Raw genomic sequence first — 22,152 nt, 5'->3', positions numbered from 1 at the left:
CCTTCCGGTGCAGATTCGTTACGAGCACGAAACGTGCGCGAGTGACATCTCTAGCGCAATGACCGCGCGTTTCGCCAGGTTCGGACGCCACCGAGATCCCGGGCTCGACGCCCCGATGGCCGGGGTCGGTCAGTACCCGCGCTCGGCGTCGAACCGGTTCAGCAGCGGTCCGCCTGCACGGTAGCGGGCGAGGTTCTCGATGAACAGTGCCGTGAGCGTCGCGTTCTCGCTCTCGACCGTAGACGCCGAGTGGGGCGAGATGAGGACGTTGTCGAGGTCCCAGAGCGGTGAGTCCGCGGGCAGCGGCTCCTCGCGGAAGACGTCGAGCGCCGCGCCACCGAGCTTGCCCGACCGAAGTGCCTCGATCAGCGCGTCCTCATCGACGACCTGCCCTCGGGAGATGTTGACGATGGCGGCGCCGTCGGGCAGGAGCGCGATCCGGTCGGCGCTGATGAGGTTCTCGGTCTCGGGCGTGAGCGCCGTGCAGAGGACGAGCACGTCGGTGCCCGGCAGCACCTCGTCGAGCCGGTCCACATCGCTCAGCTCGACGCCGTCGGGGAGCTCATAGGTGCCACCGATCCGACCCACCGCGGTCACCCGTGCGCCGATGGCGTCGAAGGTCCGCACCACGTTCGACCCCATGCCGCCGACGCCGACGACCGTGACCCGCATCCCGGCGAGCTGCCTGGTCGTGTACCGCTCGAACCGGCGCTCACGCTGCCGTCGCTGGAGGAACGGAACACCCTTCACCACGAAGAGCGCCCCGGTGAGGGCGAACTCGGCGAGTGGGACGGCATGCACGCCGCCCGCCGTCGTGACGGTGATGCCGCTGCCGTCGAGTCCGGTCCGGCGCATGAACGCACCGATGCCGGCGCTCGTCGCCTGGATCCATCTCAGGTTCGGGGCGCGCTCCGGCAGTGCCGCCGGGTCCTGCCAGTCGAAGTCGAACGCGACGTCGGCCCGGGCGAGCATGTCCGCCCACCGTTGCTGGTCCGCTGCGGACAGCTCGGGTGCCGGCCCACGGTGATCGGCGACGTACTGCGGGACCGCGACGAGCGTCGGGTCGTACAGCACCTCGACATCCGGGTGGGAGGCGCCGATCGCCTCGACGTACTCAGGCTCGAGGTGACTCGCGATGAGGATCCGCATGATGGTCCATCATGCCCTGCGATACCCTGCGCCCGGACTCAGTCGTTGATGGCGGCGTTGGCCGCCTCCTGCGCCTTCTTGAGACCGTCGGCGACGGGCGTCGTGCCCGCGAAGATCTCCTTGAAGATCGGGTCGTAGGCGGCGAGTCCCTTCGCGTACCCGGCACCCGTCGGCGGCGCGATGGTCTTCGCGTCGTCGGCGATCACGTCGAAGAAGGGCTGCACGTCGACGTCCTGGCCCTTCCAGTAGTCGAAGTACTGCTTCTGGGCCGCGGTGACGGCGGGGACCGCCGAGCCGGACGAACCGACGGGGGCGTTGCCCTCGGTGCTGCCCAACCAGGCGAGCACCTTCTTCACCTGGTCGGGGTGCTTCGTGGCCGCGTTGCCCGCTGCGGCGATCCCGTTCGTGACGCTGACCTTGCCCGCAGGGCCGGCCGGGAGCTCGGCGACACCCCAGCGGAAGTCGGCACCGTCGTGCACGGCCTTCAGGCTGTAGAGCCCCGACTGGAACATCGCGACCCTGCCCTGGAGGAAGGCGTCGCGGGAGAAGTCACCGTCGGCGTTCGTGGAGGCGGCCGGTGGGGCGACCTTGGCGCCGTTGATCGCGTTGACGAGGTAGCTCACCGACTCGCTCGTCTTCGGGTCGTTGAACGCGAAGTCGTCGCCGTCCTGGTACTTCCCGCCGTTCGAGCCGATGAACGGCAGGAGCGCGGCCTGCAGGTCGTACCCGAGGCCGGTGCCGTAGGTCGCGGGCGCCGCGGGGTTGAAGCCGGGCTGGTCGGCCGAGACCCCGGCCGCGTCCTTCGTCAGCTTCTTCGCCAGGGGCAGGAAGGTGTCCTTCGTCGCGTCGGGCGACCAGGTCGCCTCCTCGAGCTCGGCGGGCTTCACGCCGGCCGCGTCGAGGAGGTCGGCGTTGTAGTAGACCGCGATGCCGGCGTCGGACAGTTGCGGGACGGCCCAGAGCTTGTCGTTCCGGGTGAACTGGCTGACGACGCTCGGCGCCCAGTCCTTCGAGGCGTCCTTGCCGAGCGTCTGCCCGACGTCGAGCACGCTCCCGCTGTCCGCGTACCCGGCGAGGTAGGAGTTGTTCAACCAGAAGACGTCGGGAGCGGTGTCCGCCGCGACGTCGGTGCGGAGCTTCGTCCAGTAGTCGGCCCACTCGACGACGTCGACGCGGACGCGGATGTCGGGGTTCTCGCGCTCGAAGGCGGCGAACGAGGTCTCATAGGCGTCGGCGACGGCGGCATCCCACACGCGCACCGTGACCGTCGTGCGCTCCGTGGATCCGGCGGCGCAACCGCTCAGCATCAGGGCGGAGGCGGCCGCGATCGCGAGGGCGGCGTGGCGCTTGAGCATGAGAATCCTTCGTTCCGTGAACCTCAGGGAGGCTAGCAGTTCAGTCTGAACGCTCGCGAGCTGTCAGAAACGGTCAGTGTGACGCCGTCTGACTGTGCGTTTGTGACAGTTCGCGGGCAGGTGGGGTGGTCACCGGGAGGACCACCAGTCGAGGAGGCGGCGGGTGGCCTCCTCCTCGCCGAGCGGGCCCTCGTCGAGACGCAGCTCCAGCAGCCAGCGGTACGCCTCGCCGACCTCGCGACCGGGTGCGATGCCCAACACCTCCTGGATGCGGTTGCCGTCGAGGTCGGGCCGGACGGACTCGAGCTCCTCCTGCTCCTGGAGCTCGACGATGCGCTGCTCCAGGTCGTCGTAGGCGAAACCGAGGCGGTCGGCCTTGCGCCGGTTGCGGGTCGTGACATCGGCGCGGACGAGCATGTGCAGCCGCTCGAGCAGCGGACCGGCGTCGCGGACGTAGCGCCGCACCGCGGAGTCGGCCCAGACGCCCTCGGAGTACCCGAAGAACCGCATGTGCAGCTCGACGAGCCGCGCGACGCTCTTGATCGTGTCGCCGTCGTACCGGAGCGCGGTGAGGCGCTTCTTCGCCAGCTTCGCCCCCACGAGGTCGTGGTGGTAGAAGGTGACGGCTGCGCCGGGGCCGGTCTTCTTCGTCGCCGGCTTGCCGATGTCGTGGAGCAGCGCGGCCCACCGAAGGACGAGGTCGGGCGCCTCACCGGGGTGCCGCGAGTGCTCGTAGCCGATCGCCTGCTCGAGCACCGTGAGCGAGTGCTGGTAGACGTCCTTGTGGTGGTGGTGCTCGTCGGGCTCCAGCCGGAGCGCGGGCAACTCGGGCAGCACGAGGTCGGCGATGCCGGTGTCGACGAGCAGCTCGAGGCCCGCGCGCGGGTGATCGGTCGCCAGCAGCTTGCCGAGCTCGGCCTGGATGCGCTCGGGGCTCACGATGGAGATGGTCTCGCGACGCTCCTCCATCGCCTCGATCACGTCGTCGGTGGGCCGGAAGCCGAGCTGCGAAGCGAACCGCGCGGCCCGGAGCATGCGCAGCGGGTCGTCACCGAAGGACACCTCCGGCGAGCTCGGCGTCCGCAGCAGGTGGGCGACGAGGTCCTCGACGCCGCCGGACGGGTCGACGAGGGTGATCTCGGGGATGCGGAGCGCCATCGAGTTGACGGTGAAGTCGCGCCGACGCAGGTCGTCTTCGAGGGTGTCGCCGAACGCGACGACCGGCTTGCGGGTCACGCCGTCGTAGGCGTCGGCCCGATAGGTGGTGATCTCGACCGTGTCGGCGTGCTCGACGCCGTCGTCGTCGGTGACGGTGACCTTCGCGCCGATCGTCCCGAAGTCGCGGCCGACGTCCCACCAGGCACTCGCCATCGGCTTGAGGACCGCGAGGATCTGGTCGGGCGAGGCGTTCGACGTGAAGTCGAGGTCGCTCACGGTGCGACCGAGCATCGCATCGCGAACCGGTCCGCCGACGAGGGCCAGTTCGTACCCGGCTTCGGCGAACGCCGACGCCACCCGAGCGACCACGGGCGACGAGGCCAGGTCCTGCAGGCGCACCAAGGATTCCGCCACGCTCACCATGGGGTCAATCGTACCCGGACGCCGCCTGCGACCCCGTCGCCGTCAAGCCGCGAGCGCTCCTGGGCGACGGCCGTACAATAACGAGGAACCCACTCCCCAGCAGACCAGAGGCGGACACGATCACGAACGAACTCGACGACCAGCGGCCAACCGTCGGCACTCAGGCACCGACGGCCTTCACCAGTACCGCGAAGGACCCGATTCCGCCGGAACTCCCGTTCACCACCGCCCCTGAGCTCGTCCTCGTGACCGGTGGCTCCCGATCGCAGCGCTTCGACCGCCCCGACGTGGTGCAGCGCAAGGGCGTCTACACCCTCATCAACGGTCACCTGACCCCACAGCAATCGATGGTGGAGGACCTGCTCGCCGTCGCCGACGTGCTCGACGCGGCCGAGATCGAGTACCTCCTCATCCGGGGCGAGCACGACCGCCCCGTCATCGTGGTCGACCGCTCCCTGCGCAAGCGCCTGCAGACCGCACTCGCGGAGGCGTTCGCCGACGAGCCCTTCTACAGCGTGCCGCTCAAAGCGCGCATGTCGACGGTGAAGCCGGCCGGCGATCCGCACCTCCTCTCCGACGGCCTGCTCACCGGCGCCCGCAAGGCCGAGGTGTTCCGGCTGTACCGGCCGCGCATCGAACCGCTCGGCCGCCTCCGCTACGGCATGGAGACCGCCCTGCAGCTCGAACTCTGGCGCTTCGGCGACGAGGAGATCACCGCTCCCGTGGAGAACGTCCTCATGCGGACGTACATGCCGCGGACGGAGGCCGTCGAGACGACCGTCGAACGATACGGCCGCAGCTGGCGGACGCTCGAGCACATGTTCGGCGCACTCGCGAGCGACGTCACCTTCGACATCGACCTCGTCTTCTCGTGGGTGGACGGCTCCTCCGAGGAGTTCCAGCGCGCCCGTGCCAAGCGGATGCAGAGCTACGTCGTCGGCGACGGCGACGACTCCGACGCCCGCTTCCGCCAGATCAACGAGCTCAAGTACGCCCTCCGCAGCGTGCACACCTTCGCCCCCTGGATCCGACGCATCTTCATCGCGACCGATTCCCCCGCGCCCGAATGGCTGGCGGAGCACCCGAAGGTCACCATCGTGCGCAGCGAGGAGTTCTTCGGCGACCTCGACGCCCTGCCGACGCACAACTCCATGGCCGTCGAGAGCCAGCTCCACCGCATCGAGGGGCTGTCGGAGCACTTCCTCTACTCCAACGACGACATGTTCCTCGGACGACCGATCAGTCCCGAACTGTTCTTCTCACCGGGCGGCATCAGCAAGTTCGTGGAGGCGACCACCCGCATCGGCCTCGGGGCGAACGACCCCTCGCGCAGCGGCTTCGAGAACGCGGCCCGCGTGAACCGTCGGCTCCTGCACGAGCGCTTCGGACGCGTCACCACCCGTCACCTCGAGCACTGCGCCGCACCCCTCCGCCGGAGCATCATGGCGGAGATGGAGCAGGAGTTCGCCGAGGAGTTCCGCGCGACCTCCCACAGCGCGTTCCGTGCGGCGGACAACATCTCGGTGACGAACTCGTTCTACCACTACTACGGCCTGATGACGGGTCGCGCGGTGCAGCAGACCCAGGCGAAGGTCCGCTACATCGAGACGACGCTCAAGCAGTCGCTCGGGCAGATGGAGCGACTCCTCAAGCGACGCGACCAGGACATGTTCTGCCTGAACGACGGCAGCCGGCCGGAGATCTCGGTGGAGCAGCGCACCACCGCGGTGATCGACTTCCTCGAGCGGTACTTCCCGTTCCCGGCCCCGTGGGAGCGCGAGGCCGCCGTGCCGAACGCGCTCGAGATCGAGCCCGCCAAGCTCAGCTGACCGCCCTTCGACAGGCTCAGGGACCGAGACGGTCACCGCCCTTCGACAGGCTCAGGGACCGGACGGGTGCCCAGGGACCGGAAGGGCGCCCAGGGGCGGGGGCCGATCAGGGGACGATGCGCTCCTCGCGGAGGCGGTCGAAGATCGCGGTGAAGGCGTCCAGCGTCCGCCGGTAGCCGGTGAACCCGGCGAGTCGGCTCTTGCTCATGTCGGTGACCACCTCGATGTCCCGGCCGAGGTCGCCGTCGGTGTGCCACCACGACGCCACGCGGGAGAGGTCGGCCTCGACGAGACCGTGTTCGGCCACCAGCTCGGCCCAGGTGCCCTCGACGCCCGCCATCTGCTGCTCGAGCGGACGAGGCTCGGTGTCGAAACCCTCCGGCTCGACACCGAGGTGCGCAGCCAGTCGCGGCCACATCCAGCGCCAGCGGAAGACGTCGCCGTTGACGATGTTGAACGCCTCGTCCGCACCGGCCGGTGAGGTCGCAGCCCAGAGCATCTGCTCGGCGAGGAGTCCGGCGTCGGTCATGTCGGTGAGGCCGTTCCACTGGGTCTCGGAACCGGGGAACACGAACGGTCGGTCGAGCCGCTTGCAGAGCGCCGCCTGCACCGCGAGCGTGGACGCCATGTTCATCGCGTTGCCGACCGCATGTCCGATCACGGTGTGGGAGCGGTGTACCGACCAGGTGAACCCCGCTCGCGCAGCCGCGGCGAAGAGCTCGTCCTCCTGCTCGTAGTAGAAGTTGGGCGTGTCGAGTCGGTCCTCGTCCTCGTGGAACGGGGTGTCGGGCATCTCGCCCGCCGCATAGGCCTCGAACGGGCCGAGGTAGTGCTTCAGGCCGGTGACCAGGGCGACGTGCTGAACGGGCTCGGCGGAGAGGGCTGCCAGCAGGTCGCGGACCATGCCGCCGTTGACCCGGATGTTCTCGGCCTCGGTGTCCTGACGTGACCAGGCGGTGAAGAACACGTGGGTGACGCCGGTGCCGCCGAGGGCGCGCGCGAGGTCGTCCGCGTCCCGGAGGTCGGCCGCGACGTGCTCGACCTGCGGGTGGGCCGCCGGCGCTCGGCGAGCGAGGGCGAGGATCCGCCAGCCACCGTCCTCGAGGAGCTGCGACACGATCGCGGAACCGGTGATGCCGCTGGCGCCGACGACGAGTGCGGTGCGGGGTGCTTCTGGGGAGGTCATCCGTCCACGATAGGCGCGTCGGTCTGGGGAGGCTCCCGGAACGGCGGACCCGCCGGGCTGCGGTACCCTGCCCGGGTGCGGCCCTTCGACAGGCTCAGGGACCGGAGAACGTGCGGCCCTTCGACAGGCTCAGGGAGCGAGGCAAGGCGAGGCCCTTCGACAAGCTCAGGGACCGGGGGAAGCTCAGGGACCGGGGGAAGTTCGGGGACCGGAGGGAAGTTCAGGGACCGGGGAGGTGCAGCCCTAGACGAGGACGCCGATCGGCATCGTCAGCGGCGGCTCCGGCTGCACCGACACCGTGTCCGACAGGGGCAGCTCGATGCCGTCGCGAGCGAGCAGGCGTGCACTCTCCTCGGCGTCGATGTAGTGCAGCGGCGGGGTCTCACCCAGCGGCACCACCGAGTGCAGGACCGTCTTGCCGTAGACGTGGACGAGGTTGAACGCCCGCGCGCCGTCGCGACCACGCGTCCCGCCGACGGGCACGTTGAGGTCCTGCGTGTAGCACGTGGCCGAGGCGACCGACACCGGGATGCCCGCGAAGGTCGCGGTCGACGAGTAGTGCAGGTGACCGGCGATGATGCTCCGGACGTCGGATCCCTCGAGCACTTCGGCGAGCTTCGCCTGATCGCGCAGCTCGACGCTCACGGCGAGGTCGAGCACACTCGGGACGGGCGGGTGGTGCATCGCGAGGATCGTGCCGTGAGGCGCCTTCGTCGAGAGTTCCTCGGCGAGCCAGTCGAGCTGCTCGTCCGAGATCTCGCCGTGGTGGTGACCGGGCACGCTCGAGTCGAGGGTGATGACGCGGAGGCCGTTGACGTCGTAGACGCGGTCGACCGGGCGGGTGGTCGGCACCTCACCGAACAGCCCGGCCCGGAACGCCTGGCGGTCGTCGTGGTTGCCCATCACCCAGATGATCTGCGATCCGAGGCGCTCGGCGACCGGCTCGACGATGGAGCGGATGCGGTCGTACGCGTCGGGTTCGCCCTTGTCGGCGAGGTCGCCCGTGAAGACGATCGCTTCGGGCCGACCGCCGGACGCCTCGAACTCGGCGAACAGGTGACGCAGATGCGTCTCGCTGTCGACGCTGTCGTAGAGGCTCCCCCCGCCGGCGAGGAGGTGCGTGTCGCTCACATGGAGCAGGAAGTGATCGGGCCTCGGGTACTCGGCCGTGCGAAGACTCACGTGACAACTCTCGTTCGAGCGATGCTCTCCGAACCGCATCGCAGCTGTTTGACCATCTGACCAGACTCGGTTGAACGGCAACGGAACGCCACGCTACGACGCGGGAAACTCGTGAGCAAGGTCACGAGCCGACATCCAGGGGACTCACACCTGACGGTGGGCTGCGGGAGGATGTCCGCATGCCCTACCTCGACGACGATGAGCAGCCGCTGCAGCGGATCGATCTGGCGCAGATCCCCCCGGCCGGACGCCGGTTCCGGCTCGAACGGCGGATCGGGTTCCAGGAGCACGCCCCTGACGGTCCCGTCGTGTGGGCACCGGCGTCCGACGGCGGGCACGACGGCGGCCGCACGGAGGGATGGACCGACCTCGCGTCCGTCCCGGGCGTCCTGTGGAGCTTCATCGGCAGCTACGGCCGGCAGTCCGCGCCGGCCGTCGTGCACGACCACCGGGCGCTCCTCGCACTCGGGCTCCCGCCGGACCAGGCACTCGAGCAGCGGTTCGAGGACGATCGACAGTTCCGCGTCGGACTCCGCCAGCAGCGGGTGCCGCTCCTCCGGGCCTGGCTCATGTGGGCGGTCGTGTCGGTCGAGCGGTACGTCAGGCACGCTCCAGGCATCGCCGCCGTACTGATCGGGCAGTCGGTCCTGGGCGTCATGGCCGTCTGGGTCGCGACGATCGGACTCGTCACGCCCGTGCTCGGCGCTCCGACGCCCGGGTGGCTCGGCCTCGCGATGGCACCCGCGGTCCTCGCCGTGTGCTGGCGGGAGGAACGGAGACTCCTCGTCTGGCTGCCGTACGCCGGTGCGCTCCTCGGGCCGCTCCTCCTCGTCCAGCTCGCGGCGGTCGGCGCGTTCCGCCTCCTCGAACTGCTCGTCCGGGAGACGATCGACCGCCCGTTCATCGACGACTCCCCCGGCCCGGTCGGCCCGCCGACCCTCCGCTGACCGTTCCCTGACTCAGGAACGCCTCGGCGTGTCGAGCGCGGGGGACCCGACACGCCGAGACGCTCCTGAGACAGGGACGGAGCAGGGGTCCGGCTAGGCGCCGGGGAGGGTGCCGAGTCCGTCGACGACCGGGATCGCCGCGAGGAGCCGCTGCGTGTAGGCGTCCTGCGGGTCGGACCAGACGCGGTCGACCGGACCGTGCTCGACGATGCGACCGGCGCTCATGACCGCCACGTCGTCCGCGATGACCCGCACGACGGACAGGTCGTGGCTGATGAACAGGAGCGCCGCGCCGGTCTCGACCGCGAGCTTCCGCATGAGCTTCGCCACCCGTGCCTGCAGGGAGGCGTCGAGCGACGCGATCGGCTCGTCACCGATGAGCAGCTCGGGGCCCGCCGCGATGGCCCGGGCGATCGCGATGCGCTGCCGCTGGCCGCCCGAGAACTGGTGCGGGTAGCGGGTGCGGCTGGCGGCGTCGAGTTCGACGTGCTCGAGCAGCTGACCGACGTCCCACGCGTCGCGCACCGGGTTGACCCGGAGGCCGTCCTCGATCTGACTCCCGACCGTGCGGCGCGGGTTCAGCGAGGCGTACGGGTTCTGGAAGACCATCTGGATCCGCAGCAGCTCCGGTGCGCGCTTCCGGAGACCCAGCTTGCCGATCGGCGTCCCGTTGAACGTGATCGCGCCACCCGAGGTCGGTTCCAGCCCGCAGACCGCTCGCGCGAGGGTCGACTTGCCGCAGCCCGACTCCCCCACCAGGCCGAGCACCTGTCGCGGCTCGAGGTCGAAGCTCACGCCGTCGACCGCGTTCAGCGTGCCGCGACCGGGCAGCTTGTACGTCACGTGGACGTCGTCGAGGTGCAGCAGCGTCATGACGCCGCCTCCGTTCCCGTGTCGGGCAGCGCGTCGATGAGCGCCTTGGTGTACTCGTGCTGCGGATCGGTGATGACCTGGTACCGGCTGCCGTGCTCGACGATCTCGCCGAGCCGCATGACCGCGATCGTGTCGGCGAGCGCCGACATCACTCCGAGGTCGTGGGTGACGAGGATGATCGCGATCCCGAGCTCGTCGCACAGCTTCCGCAGCAGGCGGAGGATGCCGGCCTGGACCGTGACGTCGAGGGCTGTCGTCGGTTCGTCGGCGATGAGCACCGAGGGCTCGCACATGAGCGCCGAGGCGATCGCGATGCGCTGCAGCTGCCCGCCCGAGAACTGGTGCGGGTACTTGCGCAGCGCCGCCTCCGGGTTCGGGACGGCGACGAGGCCGAGCATCTCCAGCGCCCGCGCGTGGGCGGCCGCCTTCGAGGCTCCCGTGTGGTGCCGGTAGTGGTCGACGAGCTGGGCCTCGACCGTGAGCATGGGGTGCAGGCTCGCGGTCGGGTCCTGGAAGATCATCGCGATCTCCGTGCCGCGGTACCGGTTCATGGTGCGCTGCTTGAGCCCGACGAGTTCAGTGCCGTCGAATCGGATGCTGCCGCCGAGGTCCGCGCCGGCCGGCAGGAGCCCGCAGATCGCGAGCCCGGTCATGGTCTTGCCGGACCCCGACTCACCGGCCAGCCCCGTGATGCGACCGGCGGGGACCTCGAGGTCGATGCCGCGGAGGATCTGCTTGGCGGCGGCGCCGCGACCGAAGCCGAGCGTGAGCCCCTCGATGACGATCCCGCCACCGCTGCCGCCTGCTGCCTGCGTCATGTCGCGTCCTTTCGGGTCGCTCGCACCGCGCGCGCCGCTCACAGCGCGCGCCCCTGCACGGCTTCCTGCGACCGGGGATCGAGGGCGTCGCGGAGGGCGTCGCCGAGGAAGTTGAAGGCGAGCACCACCGTGAGGATGGCGAGTCCAGGGAAGACCGCGATCCACCAGGAGGAGAAGTTCTGCACCCCGTCGGACACCATCGCGCCCCAGTCCGGCGTCGGCGGGACGGCACCGAGGCCGAGGAACGAGAGACCCGACAACAGCAGGATGGCCGTACCGACGTCGAGTGTGGCGAGCACGACGACCGGCGACACGACGTTCGGCAGGATGTCCTTGCCGAGCGAGGTGAACGGTCCGTTGCCGAGCAGACGACCGGCGATGACGTACTCGGCACCCCTGGCTCCGATGACGAGCGAACGCGTCACGCGGGCATAGGCCGGCCACGACACGATGAGCATCGCGATGACGGCGTTCGTGAGGCTCGGGCCGAGCGCTGCGGCGATGACCATCGCGAGGATGATCGTCGGGAACGCGAACACGAGGTCGGCGATCCGCATGATGGTCTCGTCGAGGGCTTTGCCGAAGTAGCCGGCGATCGCCCCGAGGAGCGAACCGATGAGCATCGCGAAGATCACGAGCATGAGGGCGAGCGGGATCGAGACCTGCGCGCCACTGACGACCCGGGACAGGACGTCGCGGCCCACCTGGTCGGTGCCGAACCAGTGCGCGGCACTCGGGGCCTGCAGCCGGTCGAAGTCCTGGGCGAGCGGGTCGAACGGCCGGATCCACGGCGCGAGCACCGCGACGAGCAGCCAGAAGAGCACGATCACACCACCCGCGACGGCGAGCGGGGTGCGCAGCTGCTTCGAGATGCGGAGGCGGCCCTTGCGCTTGGTCTGGACGGCGAGGACGTCGGTCATGCCACCCTCACTCTCGGGTCGATGAAGCCGTACAGCACGTCGACCAGGAAGTTCAGGCCGATGTACACGAAGCCGACGATGAGCCCGACGCCCATGATCGCGGGCAGGTCGAGTTTGGTCGCCGCGGAGTACGCGTACTCGCCGAGGCCGTGCCACGAGTACACCTTCTCGACGAGGACCGTCCCGGACAGCAGCGACCCGAAGGCGACGCCGAGCACGGTGATGATGGGGACGAGCGCACCGCGGAGGACGTACCGGGTCACGACGACGTGGCCGGGAAGGCCCTTCGCCCGCGCTGCCCGGACGTAGTCGAGGTCGAGCACCTCGAGGATCGCCGACCGTGCGAACCGGGTGAGCAGGCCGATCGTGTAGAGCGCCAGAACCGAGGCGGGCAGGATCAGGTGGGCGATGGCGTCGCCGAAGGTCGACCACTGGCCGGCGAGCAACGCGTCGATCGTGTACATCCCGGTGACCTTCGTCGGCGGGATCGCCGCGGGCGAGAGTCGCCCGGAGCCCGGGAACCAGTGCAGCTGGGAGAAGAACACGAAGTAGACGACGAGTGCGAGCCAGAACGACGGCACCGAGATGCCGATGAGGCTCACGACCCGGATGACCTGGTCGGTGATCGTCTTGCGGCGCAGCGCGGCCCACATGCCGAGGCCGACGCCGATGACGATCGAGATGACGATGGCGGTGAGCGCCAGTTCGGCCGTGGCCGGGAAAGCGCGACCGAGTTCGTCCGCGACGGCGCCGCGGGTCTGCTGCGAGGTCCCGAGGTCACCCTGGAACAGGTTCGCGACGTACGTGACGTACTGGACGGGCAGTGGCTTGTCGAGGCCGGCGCTCTCGCGGAACTGCGCGACGATCGTCGGATCCGCTGCGGCCTGCTCACCGAGCGCCGCCTGCACGGGGTCCGCGGGGACGAGGTTGGTCAGCGTGAAGGTGACGAGCGTCACCCCGAACATCAGGAGGACCGTGAGTCCGAGCCGGATGCCGAGGTAGCGCGCGAGCGGGTGGAGACCCGCTCGCGCGCTGGACGTCGTCGGTGCGACGCTACTTGATTCCGGCAAGATCGACGGTCCAGGTCGGGTTCAGCGGAACCTCGGTGATCGTGGTCGCGGTGACCACGTTCTGCGCCGGCTGCAGGAGCGGGATGAACGGTCCGCTCGCGTTCTGCGCCTTCTGGAGGTCCTGGTACGCGGCGGCACGGGCGTCCGTGTCGGTCGCGGCGAGCGCCGCGTTCGCGAGGTCGGTCACGGTCGGGTCGGCACCGGCCGGCCAGCCCGCACGGAGGCCGACGAGCTCGCCCGGCGTGAACGCGAGGTAGTTCGACGGGTCCGGGAAGTCCGGGCCCCAGTACCAGAGACCCACGGTCTCCTTGCCGTCGCGGTAAGCGTCCAGCTCGGTGGCGACCGGAGCCGGGGCCAGCGTGATGGTGATGCCGACCGACTTCAGCTGCGCCTGGACCGACTCGGCGATGCTCTGGAGCGACAGCCCCTGCACCGTGATGTCGTTCGGGAAGTTCAGCGTGACGGCTTCGCCCGCGTAGCCGGACTCCTTGAGGGCCGCCTTCGCCGCATCGGCGTCGAACTGGTTGCCGTCGGCGGCGTCGAGCGCACCGTTGAAGATCGAGGGGATGAAGCCACCGGGACGGACGGAACCGTCGCCGGCGAGGTCGACGATCTTGTCGTAGTCGATGCCGAGCTTGACGGCCTCGAGGAACTTCGGGTTGCTCGTGATGTCGCTGATCGCGGGGTCCTGGTTGAGCATGAGGAAGATCATGTAGCGCGAGGGGTTCGCGATGATCTTCACCTTCGAGTCGTCGAGCTCGGAGACCTGGTCGGGGTTCAGGTCGAGGGCGACCTGCGAGTCACCGGCCTCGACGTTGAGCTTCTGGGTCGGGCCCTGCACGTTGCGGAGGACGACGCGCTCGTACGCGGGCTTGGTCCCCGTGTACTCGGGGTTCGCCGTGAAGACGACCTGCGAGGCGGCGTCGAAGGATTCGAGCTTGTACGGGCCGGAGCCCGCGGAAGTGGTGTTGAGGAACGACTCGGCCGCGTCGTCGGCGGTCGCGCTGCCACCGTTCTCTTCGACGACCTTCTTGTTCACGACGCCGAGGGCTGGGTTCGGCAGGATGAACGGGAGGGCGGGGTTCGGCGTCGCCGAGGTGAGCGTGAGGGTCGTGTCCGAGGTCTTCTCGATCGTGACGCCGTCGAGCAGGAAGGACGGGTTGCCCTTCACGCCCTGGACGCGCTGCAGCGAGAACACCGCGTCGTCGACGGTCACGTCGGAGCCGTCGGAGAACTTCTTGCCGTCCTTCATCGTGAGGGTCATCACCGTGTTGTCGGCGTTCATCTCGTAGCTCGCGAGGCCGTCGACGGGGGCGGTGACGTCGTCGCCCTTGAAGGTGAGGAGGGTCTCGTAGAGCGCCTTCGCGACGATCGAGCCGGTCGTCTCGTACTCGCGGTTCGGGTCGGCGGTCTTGAGGTCGAAGGACGCGTCGACGACGAGCGACTTGCCCGCGCTGTCATCGGAGCCACCTGAGGGGGAGCAGGCGCTGAGCGCAAGGCCGGCGGCGAGGGCGAGGCCGAGGGCCGCCATGCCGCGCCGGCTCGTGCGGCTGAAGGATCGTGACAAGGTGGAGCTCCTTATCTGGTTGGAGGGATGAGCTGAAAGTAGTGCGATACGCGATCATTCGTCAATCCACAAGCCGTTACCAAAGAAGAATTGTCTCGATTTCGCGGCGAATCTGCCATATCCTCTCAATCGACCGCCAGGACCACCGCCGAATCTGGACGTTTGGAGCAATCGATGCAACTCGACGACACCCACATCCGCATGTTGGAGCTGCTCCGGGAGGACGGGCGGGCTTCGGTCGCCGCGCTCGCGGAGGAACTCGGGATCTCCCGCTCGAACGCCTACTCGCGCTACGAGGCGATGCTCCGCGCCGGCGTCCTGAAGGGGGTCCACGCGGAGATCGAGCCGGCCACGGTCGGGCTCGGTGTCGCGGCCATGGTCTTCATCACGCTGCGCCAGAGCCAGTGGGCGGACTTCCGCGCGCGGCTGTCCTCGGTCCCGGAGCTGGAGTACTTCGCCGTCACGACCGGCGAGCACGACGCGATGATGCTGATCCGGGCCCCCGACGTGGCGGCGATCCACGAACTGGTCGCCACCCGGCTCGCGCAGTGGCCGTCCATCAAGGCGACGACGACCGTCTTCCTCATGGACGAGGAGCGGTCGAACGTGTCGCTCCGCATGACGAGGTCCGAGCGCACGAGCGTCGAGGACTCCGGCGAGCGCTTCGGCATGACGCGGTTCGTCCGCACGAGCGACGAGCGCGCCCAGCGGGTGCCGGAGCGACGCGGACGCTGACCGGGCGTCGGTGGCGCGCCGGCCCTGGCCGGTTCAGGCGGCGGCGATCTCCCGACAGACGCTGACGTGGGCCTGCCCGTCCGGGCCGATGAAGTCCTCGGTGAGGACGAACGAGCCGTCCTCGGCGCGGGAGATGATCGAGCTCGCTTCGCCGCGCGTCGTCAGGTCGCCGGCACGATTGCGGTGCACGAACGAGATGTCGATGCGTTCGCCGGTGCGCACCCCGCAGAACCGTCCGACGGAGACGGTGTCGCCGACGTATTCGCCCCAGAGCACGCCGTGCGTCTCGTGGTAGACGAATCGCGTGGGCGCGTCGGCGTCGACGACGCTCGCGGACGACGACACCATGTCGAACACCTTCGCATCGAGGTTGAAGTCGAGCGTGGCGCTGGTGCCGGTGTCGGCGGTTCCTGTCATGCCGTCATTCTGCGGAGGCGTCCGAACAGGTGTCAACCTGCCGACGATCCGTCCATCCCGCCGGTCGCCTGAGCCGGTCGGACAGGACGAAACGCCGGATCAGACGGTACGGACGAGATGTTCCGCTGGCTCCGGGACCCGCAGCTTGACGGCGTCCACCTCGGGTGGCTTACTGATCTCCATGTGTCCAGACAGCCTGCAGTTCCGCGACCCCCGCACCCAGCCACTCCCCCGGGACGACGCGTTCCGCGAGTACCTCGCGACGGGCTGGGGCGCAGTGGACCGCTCCGTCGACCTCGCCGAGGGTGCCGGCGCAGCCGCAGGGCGTCACCGCGACGTCATCAGCGCCCAGTTCCCCGGCCACTGGCTCGTGGTCACCGCGGGACGCGCCGTGACGCGCGCGAACGACACCGAGTTCCCGTTCCGGCCCGACAGCGATTTCGTGTGGCTCACCTCCTGTCAGGCGGAGGGCGCGGTCCTCGTCATGCAGCCGACCGCCGGTGGGCACGACGCGACGCTGTACCTCGCCGAGCCCGTCGGTCCCGGTGAGGAGGCGTTCTACGCCGACGCCATGCGCGGCGAGCTCTGGATCGGCCCGTCCGCCGGACTCCCCCAGTGGGCGGAGGCGCTCGGCATCGAGGTCCGCTCACTCGAGGTGCTGGAGGAGTCCCTCGCGCTCGTGCCCGCCGACGCGCTCCGCGCAGGCGCCCCGGAACCCCGGGTCGACGGTCGATTCGCGGCGTCGCGAGCGCTCCTCATCGCCCTGTCCGCCGCGAAGCTCGTCAAGGACGACTGGGAGATCGCGCAGCTCCGCGCCGCCGTGGACGCCACGGTCGGCGGGTTCCGCTCCGTGGCACGCGAACTGTCCGCCGCCATCGAGTTCGGCGGCGAACGCTGGTTGCAGTCGACCTTCGAGCGCCACGCCCGCACCTTCGGCAACGGTGTCGGGTACTCGACCATCATCGGCAGCGGACCACACGCTCCCACGCTGCACTGGACGCGCTGCGACGGTCCGGTCCTCCCCGAGCACCTCATCCTCATGGACGCCGGTGTCGAAGCGCGCTCGCTGTACACCGCCGACGTCACGAGGACCTTCCCGGCGAGCGGGTCCTACACCGCGGCCCAGCGCGAGGTCCACGACCACGTCGAGCGGGCCCACCGCGCCGCGATGTCGCAGGTCGGCCCCGGCCGGTCGTTCATCGACATGCGGAACACGGCCTACGAGCAGATCGCCACGAGCCTCCGCGACCTCGGCATCCTGCAGGTGTCGGTCGACGAGGCGATGTCGCCGAACGGCCAGCAGCACCGCCGCTACCTGCCGAGCGGCACCGGCCACCATCTCGGACTCGACGTGCACGACTGCGCCCGCATCGGTGACGAGCGGTACCTCGACGAGCCGTTGCAACCGGGCGCCGTCCTGACGGTCGAACCCGGCCTCTACTTCCACGCGAACGACCTCACCGTGCCGCCGGAGCTGCGCGGCATCGGCGTCCGCATCGAGGACGACCTGCTCGTGACCGCCACCGGCCACGAGGTCCTCTCCGCAGCGCTCCCGATCAGCGCGGACGGTCTCGAGGCCTGGTTGCGGAGCTGACCGACGGTTCACGACTCAGGACGGTCGCCGCGTGTCGCGGCCCTTCCGTTCGGCGCGAGCAGCGACTCGCCGGGGCGTCCTGCGTTGTGAACGCGCCTAGGCTTGCACGGTGAGTCAGCCCGACGCGCCCATGCGCACCGCCGTCCGCCCGAGCCCCGGCGTCATCGCGACCCTGCGGAACCCCAGGGCTTTCAGTGTCGAGATCCTCGCCGGGATCGTGACGACGCTGGCGCTCATCCCCGAGGTCATCTCCTTCTCGATCATCGCCGGCGTCGACCCGAAGGTCAGCCTTATCGCCTCCGTCGTCCTCGCGATCTCGATGTCGATCCTCGGCGGGCGCCCGGCGATGATCACGGCCGCCGCGGGAGCCGTCGCCCTGGTCGTCGCGCCGCTCGTCAAGGATCACGGCGTGGAGTACCTGCTCCCCGCGGTGATCCTCGCGGGCCTCATCCAGATCGTGTTCGGCGTGACCGGTCTCTCCCGACTCATGCGGTTCATCCCCCGCTCGGTGATGATCGGCTTCGTCAACGCGCTCGGCATCCTCATCTTCGTCGCCCAGGTCCCCCACCTGCTCGGCGTCCCGTGGCTCGTCTACCCGCTGTTCGTCATCACGGTGCTGATCGTCCTGCTGCTCCCCAAGCTCACCACCGCGGTGCCGGCGCCGCTCGTCGCCATCGTCGTCGTCACCGCGATCACGATGATCGCGCACGCCGCCGTGCCGACCGTCGGCGACCAGGGCGACGTCTCCGGCGGCCTCCCCGGGCTGACCGCGCTGCTCGTGCCGCTGAACCTCGAGACGCTCGGGATCATCTGGCCGACCGCGCTGAGCGTCGCGTTCGTGGGGCTCATGGAGACCCTCCTCACGGCGAAACTCGTCGACGACATCACCGACACGACGTCGTCCAAGGGGCGCGAGTCATGGGCACTCGGCGTCGCCAACATCCTGGCCGGTTGGTACGGCGGGATCGCCGGCTGCGCGATGATCGGTCAGACGGTCGTGAACGTCAAACTGGGCCGCGCTCGGACGAGGATCTCCACCTTCGTCGCCGGCCTCTTCCTCCTGCTGCTCGTGACCGCGCTCAGCCCGGTGATGGCGCAGATCCCGATGGTCGCGCTGGCCGCCGTGATGATGATCGTCGCCATCAAGACCGTCGACTGGCACAGCGTGCGCCCGTCGACCCTGCGACGGATGCCGATCCCCGAGACGGTCGTGATGGCGGTGACCGTCGCGGTGGTCGTCATCACCCACAACCTCGCGATCGGCGTCGCTGCAGGAGCCGTCCTCGCGATGGTGCTCTTCGCGCGGCGCGTGGCCCACGTGATCCGCGTCCGCCGGGTCCTCGCGGACGACGCCGCCTCCGTCCGCTACAGCGTCATCGGCCCCCTGTTCTTCGGCAGCAGCAACGACCTGGTCGAACAGTTCGACTACGCGGCCGATCCCACTGACGTCGTCGTCGACTTCACCGCCTCGCAGATCTGGGACGCCTCGAGCGTCGCCGTCCTCGACGCCGTGCAGGAGAAGTACGCCGCACACGGCAAGCAGGTCGTGTTCACCGGACTCGACGAACGAAGCTCGGCGTTCCACGGAAAGCTCACCGGCCACCTCTGAGCCGATCGCTCCGGCACCACCTCAGAGGTGCAGCACTCGCCGGAGCCCCGCGTCCAGATCCAGTGACAGGGTGACGGGAACCCTCCCGGCGGCCGGACCGAGGTCGTCCTCATCGAGGGTGAGCAGCTGCGTGGTGTTCACGACCGAGTCCTTCGGCAGGCCGGAGGCCGTCGCAGGGAGGAACACGTTGCCCGGGAGCTCGGCGAGCGCCGTGTTCGACGTGACGACCGCGATGATTACGGTCCGGAGTGCGCTCCGCGTGTAGGCGTCATGTTGGACGACGACGACCGGGCGCCGACCGGCGGGCGCACTCCCCCGTCCGCGAGGGCCGAGATCGACCCACCGGATGTCACCGCGGCGGATCACCAATCGTCTCCGGCAGTGAGTTCGGCAAGGCGGTCGCGTCCGGCCGCGGCGACGCCCCGTGCTTCCTCCGCTGAAGCGACTCCCGCACGCCGCAGCGCGGTGTCCACTGCGTCAGTGAGACCGGCGGCATCGGTCTCGTCGAGATACCGACTCGCCGCCGCCGCGAAGAATTCGGACCGGTTGACACCGAGCTCGGCGGCGCGAGCCTCGACGCGGGTGAACAGTTCATCAGGCAACGAGATGGCGGTCTTCACAGGTGAGAGTATAACCGGGTATAACTTGGGTTGCGACCCTGGGCTGAAGATGTCGACGGCGTGACTGGGCATGCGACCACGGTACGCAGCCCAGGTCGGTCACGGCCTGGCCGGCGCAGCAGCGGTGACGAGGAGCCCCGCAAGCGGGGCTGTGGAGGACTGAAGTCGCCGATTCGCGGGCCACCAGAGGATGATGGAGTCATGGCAGAAACCGGAACGCCCAGAGTCGCGGTCTACATCGACTTCGACAACATCGTCATCTCGCGCTACAACCAGCTCTACGGGAAGGCGGCGTTCAGCCGGGATCGCGCGCGGTCCCACGTGCCCTCCGCCGCACCCGAAGGCGACGAGATCTCCGAGCGCCTGCAGGCCGCTCGCGTCGACGTGGGCGCCATCCTCGACTACACCTCGTCGTTCGGGAACATCGTCATCAGCCGTTCCTACGCCGACTGGTCCGAGCCGGTCAACTCCGCGTATCAGAAGGACCTCGTGGACCGCGCGGTCGACCTGACGCAGATGTTCCCCACGACGAAGGCGATGAAGAACGGTGCCGACATCCGCCTCGCCGTCGACGTCGTCGAGGACCTCTTCCGCCTCCCCGACCTCACGCACATCGTGATCGTCGCAGGCGACTCGGACTACATCTCCCTCGCGCAGCGCTGCCGACGCCTCGGACGCCACGTGATCGGGATCGGTGTCGCCGGTGCGACGAGTCGTGCGCTCATGGCGGCGTGTGACGAGTTCTCCGACTACGACGACATCCCCGGGATCGTCCGCCCGGTCGTCACGCGCACGCCCCGGACCCCTGCCGCCGTCGAGAGCACGGCGGAGGTCTCCGCTGAGGAGACACCGAAGTCCACGCCCAAGTCCGGCGGGCGTCGTCGCGCCTCGTCCGGGTCTACGCCGACGGCCGAAGCACCAGTCGCCCAGACACCTCCGCGGATCGGCGGCCTCTTCACCGAGCCGGTCTTCAGCCACCGCGACGCCGACGACCTGGACGACACCGACGACGAGACCGCGGACCCCTCCGGCCCCGACGCACAGCGTGCGGCGACCGAGCTCCTCGTGCGTGCGCTCCGCCTCGTGCACGCCAAGAACGACGACGAGGACTGGCTCCTGAACGCCGAGGTGAAGAACCAGATGATCCGCATGGATCCGGCGTTCAAGGAGAAGCCGCTCGGCTACCGCTCGTTCAGCGACTTCATCAACTCCCGCTCCGACCTCGTCGAGGTGAACCCGGACGCGAGCCCCGACGGACGTCGTCTGCGACTGCGCGAACTGGGCTGAGGCCGGCCCCGCAGCCGGAGATCAGCGCCGCAGCAGGACCGTCCGCCTTCGGGCGTCCTGTTCCCGCGCGGATGTCCTGCTGCGGCGCTGCTCAGGCGCCTCGGAAGAACGCCTGGACCGCTGCACTCAGGGCGGTCGGATCGTCGATGTGGCACAGCTCGCGGGCGGAATGCATCGACAGCAGCGGCGTCCCGACGTCGACCGTCCGGATGCCGAGCCGTGTCGCGGTGAGTGGACCGATGGTCGAGCCGCACGGCACCGTGTTGTTCGACACGAAGTCCTGCGAGGGCACACCTGCGGCGGCGCAGCTCCGGGCCCACAGCGCGGCCCCGAGGGCGTCGGTCGCGTAGCGTTGGTTCGCGTTGATCTTGAGCAGTGGCCCGCCACCGGCGATCGGCCGATTGGCCGGGTCGTGGCGCTCCGGGTAGTTCGGGTGGATCGCGTGGCCGGCGTCTGCTGACAGGCACCAGGAGGCCGCATAGGCCTGGAGCCGTTCGGACGTCGTCCCGCCCAGCGATGCGCCGATGCGGGTGAGGACGTCGTCGAGGAACGGACCGCTGGCACCGGACGTCGAGGCCGAACCGAGCTCCTCGTGGTCGAAGGCGGCGAAGACCGTGATGTGTGCGGCGTCGTCGGTCGCTCCCCCGTCACTCGCGGCCAGCAGCGCCGCGAGTCCGGCGTGGACCGAGGTCAGGTTGTCCATGCGTCCGGCGGCGAACAGCTGACCGTCGAGACCGAATAGCCGGGGCTCCTGGGTGTCGGCCACGAGCACGTCGTACCCGGCGATCGCGGTGGGATCGATGCCTGCGATCGCCGCCAGGTGCGCGAGCACGTCGGCGTGGGCGAGGTCACCGACCCCGTACACCGGCTGCAGGTGGCGCTGGCGATCGAGGACGAGGCCGTCGTTGACACCTCGATCGAGGTGCACGGCGAGCTGCGGGATGCGGAGGAACGGGCCGGTCCGGACGAGGTGCACGGTCCCGTCGAGCGTCACCAGGCGTCCGGCGAGTTCGAGCTCGCGGTCGAGCCAGGAGTTGAGGAGCGGTCCGCCGTAGACCTCCACCCCGGCCTGCAGCCACCCGTGGGCGCCGGTCGTCGGCTTCGGCTTGAGCTTGAAGCTCGGCGAGTCCGTGTGCGAGCCGAGAATGCGGAACGGCGTCGTGGCGTGGGCCTGCTCAGGTTGCACCCAGGCGATCACCGCGCCCTCGCGTTCGACGAAGAACCGGCCGGCGCCGCCGTCCCAGGACTCGGTCTCGAGCCGCCGGGTGAAGCCGGCCGCCGTGAGGCGCCGAGCACTCTCCGCGACCGCGTGATACGAGGTGGGTGAGGCGACGATGAAGTCGGCAAGGTCGGTGATGTGGGCGACGGAGTCCATCCCACCATCCTCCCACCACCCACGCACCCGGCACGTGG

General features: G+C 69.5%; 20 protein-coding genes. 6 read left to right on the top strand and 14 right to left on the bottom strand.

The window, feature by feature from the left end; all coding sequences use genetic code 11:
* Positions 1 to 129 precede the first annotated feature (129 nt).
* The 3 genes from ACZZZB_RS10760 to ACZZZB_RS10750 form a co-directional block, all read right to left on the bottom strand.
* The gene (locus tag ACZZZB_RS10760; protein WP_463529652.1) at positions 130 to 1,149 is read right to left on the bottom strand and encodes a D-2-hydroxyacid dehydrogenase; all 1,020 of its coding nucleotides are present in this window, start codon (positions 1,147 to 1,149) and stop codon (positions 130 to 132) included.
* Positions 1,150 to 1,187: 38 nt separating this feature from the next.
* Positions 1,188 to 2,504, bottom strand: coding sequence for an ABC transporter substrate-binding protein (locus ACZZZB_RS10755; RefSeq protein ID WP_463529651.1), 1,317 nt, complete (start codon positions 2,502 to 2,504; stop codon positions 1,188 to 1,190).
* 129 nt (positions 2,505 to 2,633) lie between these two features.
* Positions 2,634 to 4,085, bottom strand: a complete 1,452-nt coding sequence (locus tag ACZZZB_RS10750; protein WP_079704275.1) for a CCA tRNA nucleotidyltransferase — start codon at positions 4,083 to 4,085, stop codon at positions 2,634 to 2,636.
* A gap of 245 nt (positions 4,086 to 4,330) precedes the next feature.
* Here ACZZZB_RS10750 and ACZZZB_RS10745 point away from each other — a divergent pair, with 245 nt between their 5' ends.
* Positions 4,331 to 5,914: a stealth family protein gene (locus tag ACZZZB_RS10745; RefSeq protein ID WP_244175511.1), complete on the top strand. Its 1,584-nt coding sequence runs from the start codon at positions 4,331 to 4,333 to the stop codon at positions 5,912 to 5,914.
* A 106-nt stretch (positions 5,915 to 6,020) separates the two neighbouring features.
* Here ACZZZB_RS10745 and ACZZZB_RS10740 read toward each other — a convergent pair whose 3' ends face one another.
* Together ACZZZB_RS10740 and ACZZZB_RS10735 are read right to left on the bottom strand one after the other, a co-directional pair.
* Positions 6,021 to 7,100, bottom strand: a complete 1,080-nt coding sequence (locus tag ACZZZB_RS10740; RefSeq protein ID WP_463529650.1) for an SDR family oxidoreductase — start codon at positions 7,098 to 7,100, stop codon at positions 6,021 to 6,023.
* A 243-nt stretch (positions 7,101 to 7,343) separates the two neighbouring features.
* On the bottom strand, positions 7,344 to 8,321 hold the full coding sequence (locus ACZZZB_RS10735; protein ID WP_192003967.1) for a phosphodiesterase: 978 nt from the start codon (positions 8,319 to 8,321) through the stop codon (positions 7,344 to 7,346).
* Between the two features lie 140 nt (positions 8,322 to 8,461).
* Here ACZZZB_RS10735 and ACZZZB_RS10730 point away from each other — a divergent pair, with 140 nt between their 5' ends.
* Positions 8,462 to 9,229, top strand: coding sequence for a DUF1353 domain-containing protein (locus ACZZZB_RS10730; protein ID WP_463529649.1), 768 nt, complete (start codon positions 8,462 to 8,464; stop codon positions 9,227 to 9,229).
* Positions 9,230 to 9,322: 93 nt separating this feature from the next.
* Here the strand turns inward: ACZZZB_RS10730 and ACZZZB_RS10725 are convergent, their stop codons facing one another.
* Genes ACZZZB_RS10725 through ACZZZB_RS10705 form a run of 5 tightly spaced genes read right to left on the bottom strand, consistent with a single transcriptional unit; the run spans position 9,323 to position 14,477 of the window.
* Positions 9,323 to 10,102, bottom strand: coding sequence for an ABC transporter ATP-binding protein (locus ACZZZB_RS10725; protein ID WP_079003721.1), 780 nt, complete (start codon positions 10,100 to 10,102; stop codon positions 9,323 to 9,325).
* Positions 10,099 to 10,920, bottom strand: coding sequence for an ABC transporter ATP-binding protein (locus tag ACZZZB_RS10720; RefSeq protein WP_463529648.1), 822 nt, complete (start codon positions 10,918 to 10,920; stop codon positions 10,099 to 10,101). The genes ACZZZB_RS10725 and ACZZZB_RS10720 overlap by 4 nt, the downstream gene beginning before the upstream one ends.
* 38 nt (positions 10,921 to 10,958) lie before the next feature.
* The gene (locus ACZZZB_RS10715; protein ID WP_079704282.1) at positions 10,959 to 11,840 is read right to left on the bottom strand and encodes an ABC transporter permease; all 882 of its coding nucleotides are present in this window, start codon (positions 11,838 to 11,840) and stop codon (positions 10,959 to 10,961) included.
* Positions 11,837 to 12,910: an ABC transporter permease gene (locus ACZZZB_RS10710; RefSeq protein ID WP_240043999.1), complete on the bottom strand. Its 1,074-nt coding sequence runs from the start codon at positions 12,908 to 12,910 to the stop codon at positions 11,837 to 11,839. Before ACZZZB_RS10710 ends, ACZZZB_RS10715 begins: the two co-directional genes overlap by 4 nt.
* Positions 12,894 to 14,477: an ABC transporter substrate-binding protein gene (locus ACZZZB_RS10705; protein WP_197977346.1), complete on the bottom strand. Its 1,584-nt coding sequence runs from the start codon at positions 14,475 to 14,477 to the stop codon at positions 12,894 to 12,896. Before ACZZZB_RS10705 ends, ACZZZB_RS10710 begins: the two co-directional genes overlap by 17 nt.
* 174 nt (positions 14,478 to 14,651) lie before the next feature.
* Here ACZZZB_RS10705 and ACZZZB_RS10700 point away from each other — a divergent pair, with 174 nt between their 5' ends.
* Positions 14,652 to 15,212, top strand: a complete 561-nt coding sequence (locus tag ACZZZB_RS10700) for an Lrp/AsnC family transcriptional regulator (protein ID WP_079003723.1) — start codon at positions 14,652 to 14,654, stop codon at positions 15,210 to 15,212.
* Between the two features lie 33 nt (positions 15,213 to 15,245).
* On the opposite strand, the gene ACZZZB_RS10695 is transcribed toward ACZZZB_RS10700, so the two are convergent.
* Positions 15,246 to 15,629: a hypothetical protein gene (locus ACZZZB_RS10695; RefSeq protein ID WP_198425018.1), complete on the bottom strand. Its 384-nt coding sequence runs from the start codon at positions 15,627 to 15,629 to the stop codon at positions 15,246 to 15,248.
* A 181-nt stretch (positions 15,630 to 15,810) separates the two neighbouring features.
* Here ACZZZB_RS10695 and ACZZZB_RS10690 point away from each other — a divergent pair, with 181 nt between their 5' ends.
* The gene (locus tag ACZZZB_RS10690; RefSeq protein WP_463529647.1) at positions 15,811 to 17,223 is read left to right on the top strand and encodes an aminopeptidase P family protein; all 1,413 of its coding nucleotides are present in this window, start codon (positions 15,811 to 15,813) and stop codon (positions 17,221 to 17,223) included.
* Between the two features lie 130 nt (positions 17,224 to 17,353).
* The gene (locus ACZZZB_RS10685) at positions 17,354 to 18,832 is read left to right on the top strand and encodes a SulP family inorganic anion transporter (RefSeq protein ID WP_463530555.1); all 1,479 of its coding nucleotides are present in this window, start codon (positions 17,354 to 17,356) and stop codon (positions 18,830 to 18,832) included.
* A gap of 21 nt (positions 18,833 to 18,853) precedes the next feature.
* Here ACZZZB_RS10685 and ACZZZB_RS10680 read toward each other — a convergent pair whose 3' ends face one another.
* Entirely contained in the window at positions 18,854 to 19,198 is a 345-nt protein-coding gene (locus tag ACZZZB_RS10680; RefSeq protein ID WP_342365612.1) for a type II toxin-antitoxin system PemK/MazF family toxin, read from the bottom strand.
* Positions 19,195 to 19,452 (bottom strand): CopG family ribbon-helix-helix protein, encoded by a 258-nt coding sequence (locus tag ACZZZB_RS10675; RefSeq protein WP_159876470.1) that lies wholly within the window; start codon positions 19,450 to 19,452, stop codon positions 19,195 to 19,197. The genes ACZZZB_RS10680 and ACZZZB_RS10675 overlap by 4 nt, the downstream gene beginning before the upstream one ends.
* Positions 19,453 to 19,653: 201 nt before the next feature.
* Between ACZZZB_RS10675 and ACZZZB_RS10670 the strand changes: the two genes are divergently transcribed.
* A complete protein-coding gene (locus ACZZZB_RS10670) occupies positions 19,654 to 20,739 on the top strand; it encodes an NYN domain-containing protein (protein ID WP_192019996.1) in 1,086 nt (361 codons plus the stop codon).
* 91 nt (positions 20,740 to 20,830) lie between these two features.
* On the opposite strand, the gene ACZZZB_RS10665 is transcribed toward ACZZZB_RS10670, so the two are convergent.
* On the bottom strand, positions 20,831 to 22,114 hold the full coding sequence (locus tag ACZZZB_RS10665) for a M18 family aminopeptidase (RefSeq protein WP_137242961.1): 1,284 nt from the start codon (positions 22,112 to 22,114) through the stop codon (positions 20,831 to 20,833).
* Between the last annotated feature and the right edge of the window lie 38 nt (positions 22,115 to 22,152).

The organism is Plantibacter sp. AC185, assembly GCF_979258065.1.
The sequence above is the reverse complement of the archived record's forward strand: the minus strand, read 5'-3'. Positions and strand labels throughout refer to the sequence as shown.

What these genes read in the sequence shown, in the direction of transcription:
- ACZZZB_RS10760 (WP_463529652.1), bottom strand. Translation starts at nt 1,149, where the DNA reads ATGCGGATCCTCATCGCGAGTCACCTCGAGCCTGAGTACGTCGAGGCG.
- ACZZZB_RS10755 (WP_463529651.1), bottom strand. Translation starts at nt 2,504, where the DNA reads ATGCTCAAGCGCCACGCCGCCCTCGCGATCGCGGCCGCCTCCGCCCTG.
- ACZZZB_RS10750 (WP_079704275.1), bottom strand. Translation starts at nt 4,085, where the DNA reads ATGGTGAGCGTGGCGGAATCCTTGGTGCGCCTGCAGGACCTGGCCTCG.
- ACZZZB_RS10740 (WP_463529650.1), bottom strand. Translation starts at nt 7,100, where the DNA reads ATGACCTCCCCAGAAGCACCCCGCACCGCACTCGTCGTCGGCGCCAGC.
- ACZZZB_RS10735 (WP_192003967.1), bottom strand. Translation starts at nt 8,321, where the DNA reads ATGCGGTTCGGAGAGCATCGCTCGAACGAGAGTTGTCACGTGAGTCTT.
- ACZZZB_RS10730 (WP_463529649.1), top strand. Translation starts at nt 8,462, where the DNA reads ATGCCCTACCTCGACGACGATGAGCAGCCGCTGCAGCGGATCGATCTG.
- ACZZZB_RS10725 (WP_079003721.1), bottom strand. Translation starts at nt 10,102, where the DNA reads ATGACGCTGCTGCACCTCGACGACGTCCACGTGACGTACAAGCTGCCC.
- ACZZZB_RS10720 (WP_463529648.1), bottom strand. Translation starts at nt 10,920, where the DNA reads ATGACGCAGGCAGCAGGCGGCAGCGGTGGCGGGATCGTCATCGAGGGG.
- ACZZZB_RS10715 (WP_079704282.1), bottom strand. Translation starts at nt 11,840, where the DNA reads ATGACCGACGTCCTCGCCGTCCAGACCAAGCGCAAGGGCCGCCTCCGC.
- ACZZZB_RS10700 (WP_079003723.1), top strand. Translation starts at nt 14,652, where the DNA reads ATGCAACTCGACGACACCCACATCCGCATGTTGGAGCTGCTCCGGGAG.
- ACZZZB_RS10695 (WP_198425018.1), bottom strand. Translation starts at nt 15,629, where the DNA reads ATGACAGGAACCGCCGACACCGGCACCAGCGCCACGCTCGACTTCAAC.
- ACZZZB_RS10690 (WP_463529647.1), top strand. Translation starts at nt 15,811, where the DNA reads ATGTGTCCAGACAGCCTGCAGTTCCGCGACCCCCGCACCCAGCCACTC.
- ACZZZB_RS10685 (WP_463530555.1), top strand. Translation starts at nt 17,354, where the DNA reads ATGCGCACCGCCGTCCGCCCGAGCCCCGGCGTCATCGCGACCCTGCGG.
- ACZZZB_RS10670 (WP_192019996.1), top strand. Translation starts at nt 19,654, where the DNA reads ATGGCAGAAACCGGAACGCCCAGAGTCGCGGTCTACATCGACTTCGAC.
- ACZZZB_RS10665 (WP_137242961.1), bottom strand. Translation starts at nt 22,114, where the DNA reads ATGGACTCCGTCGCCCACATCACCGACCTTGCCGACTTCATCGTCGCC.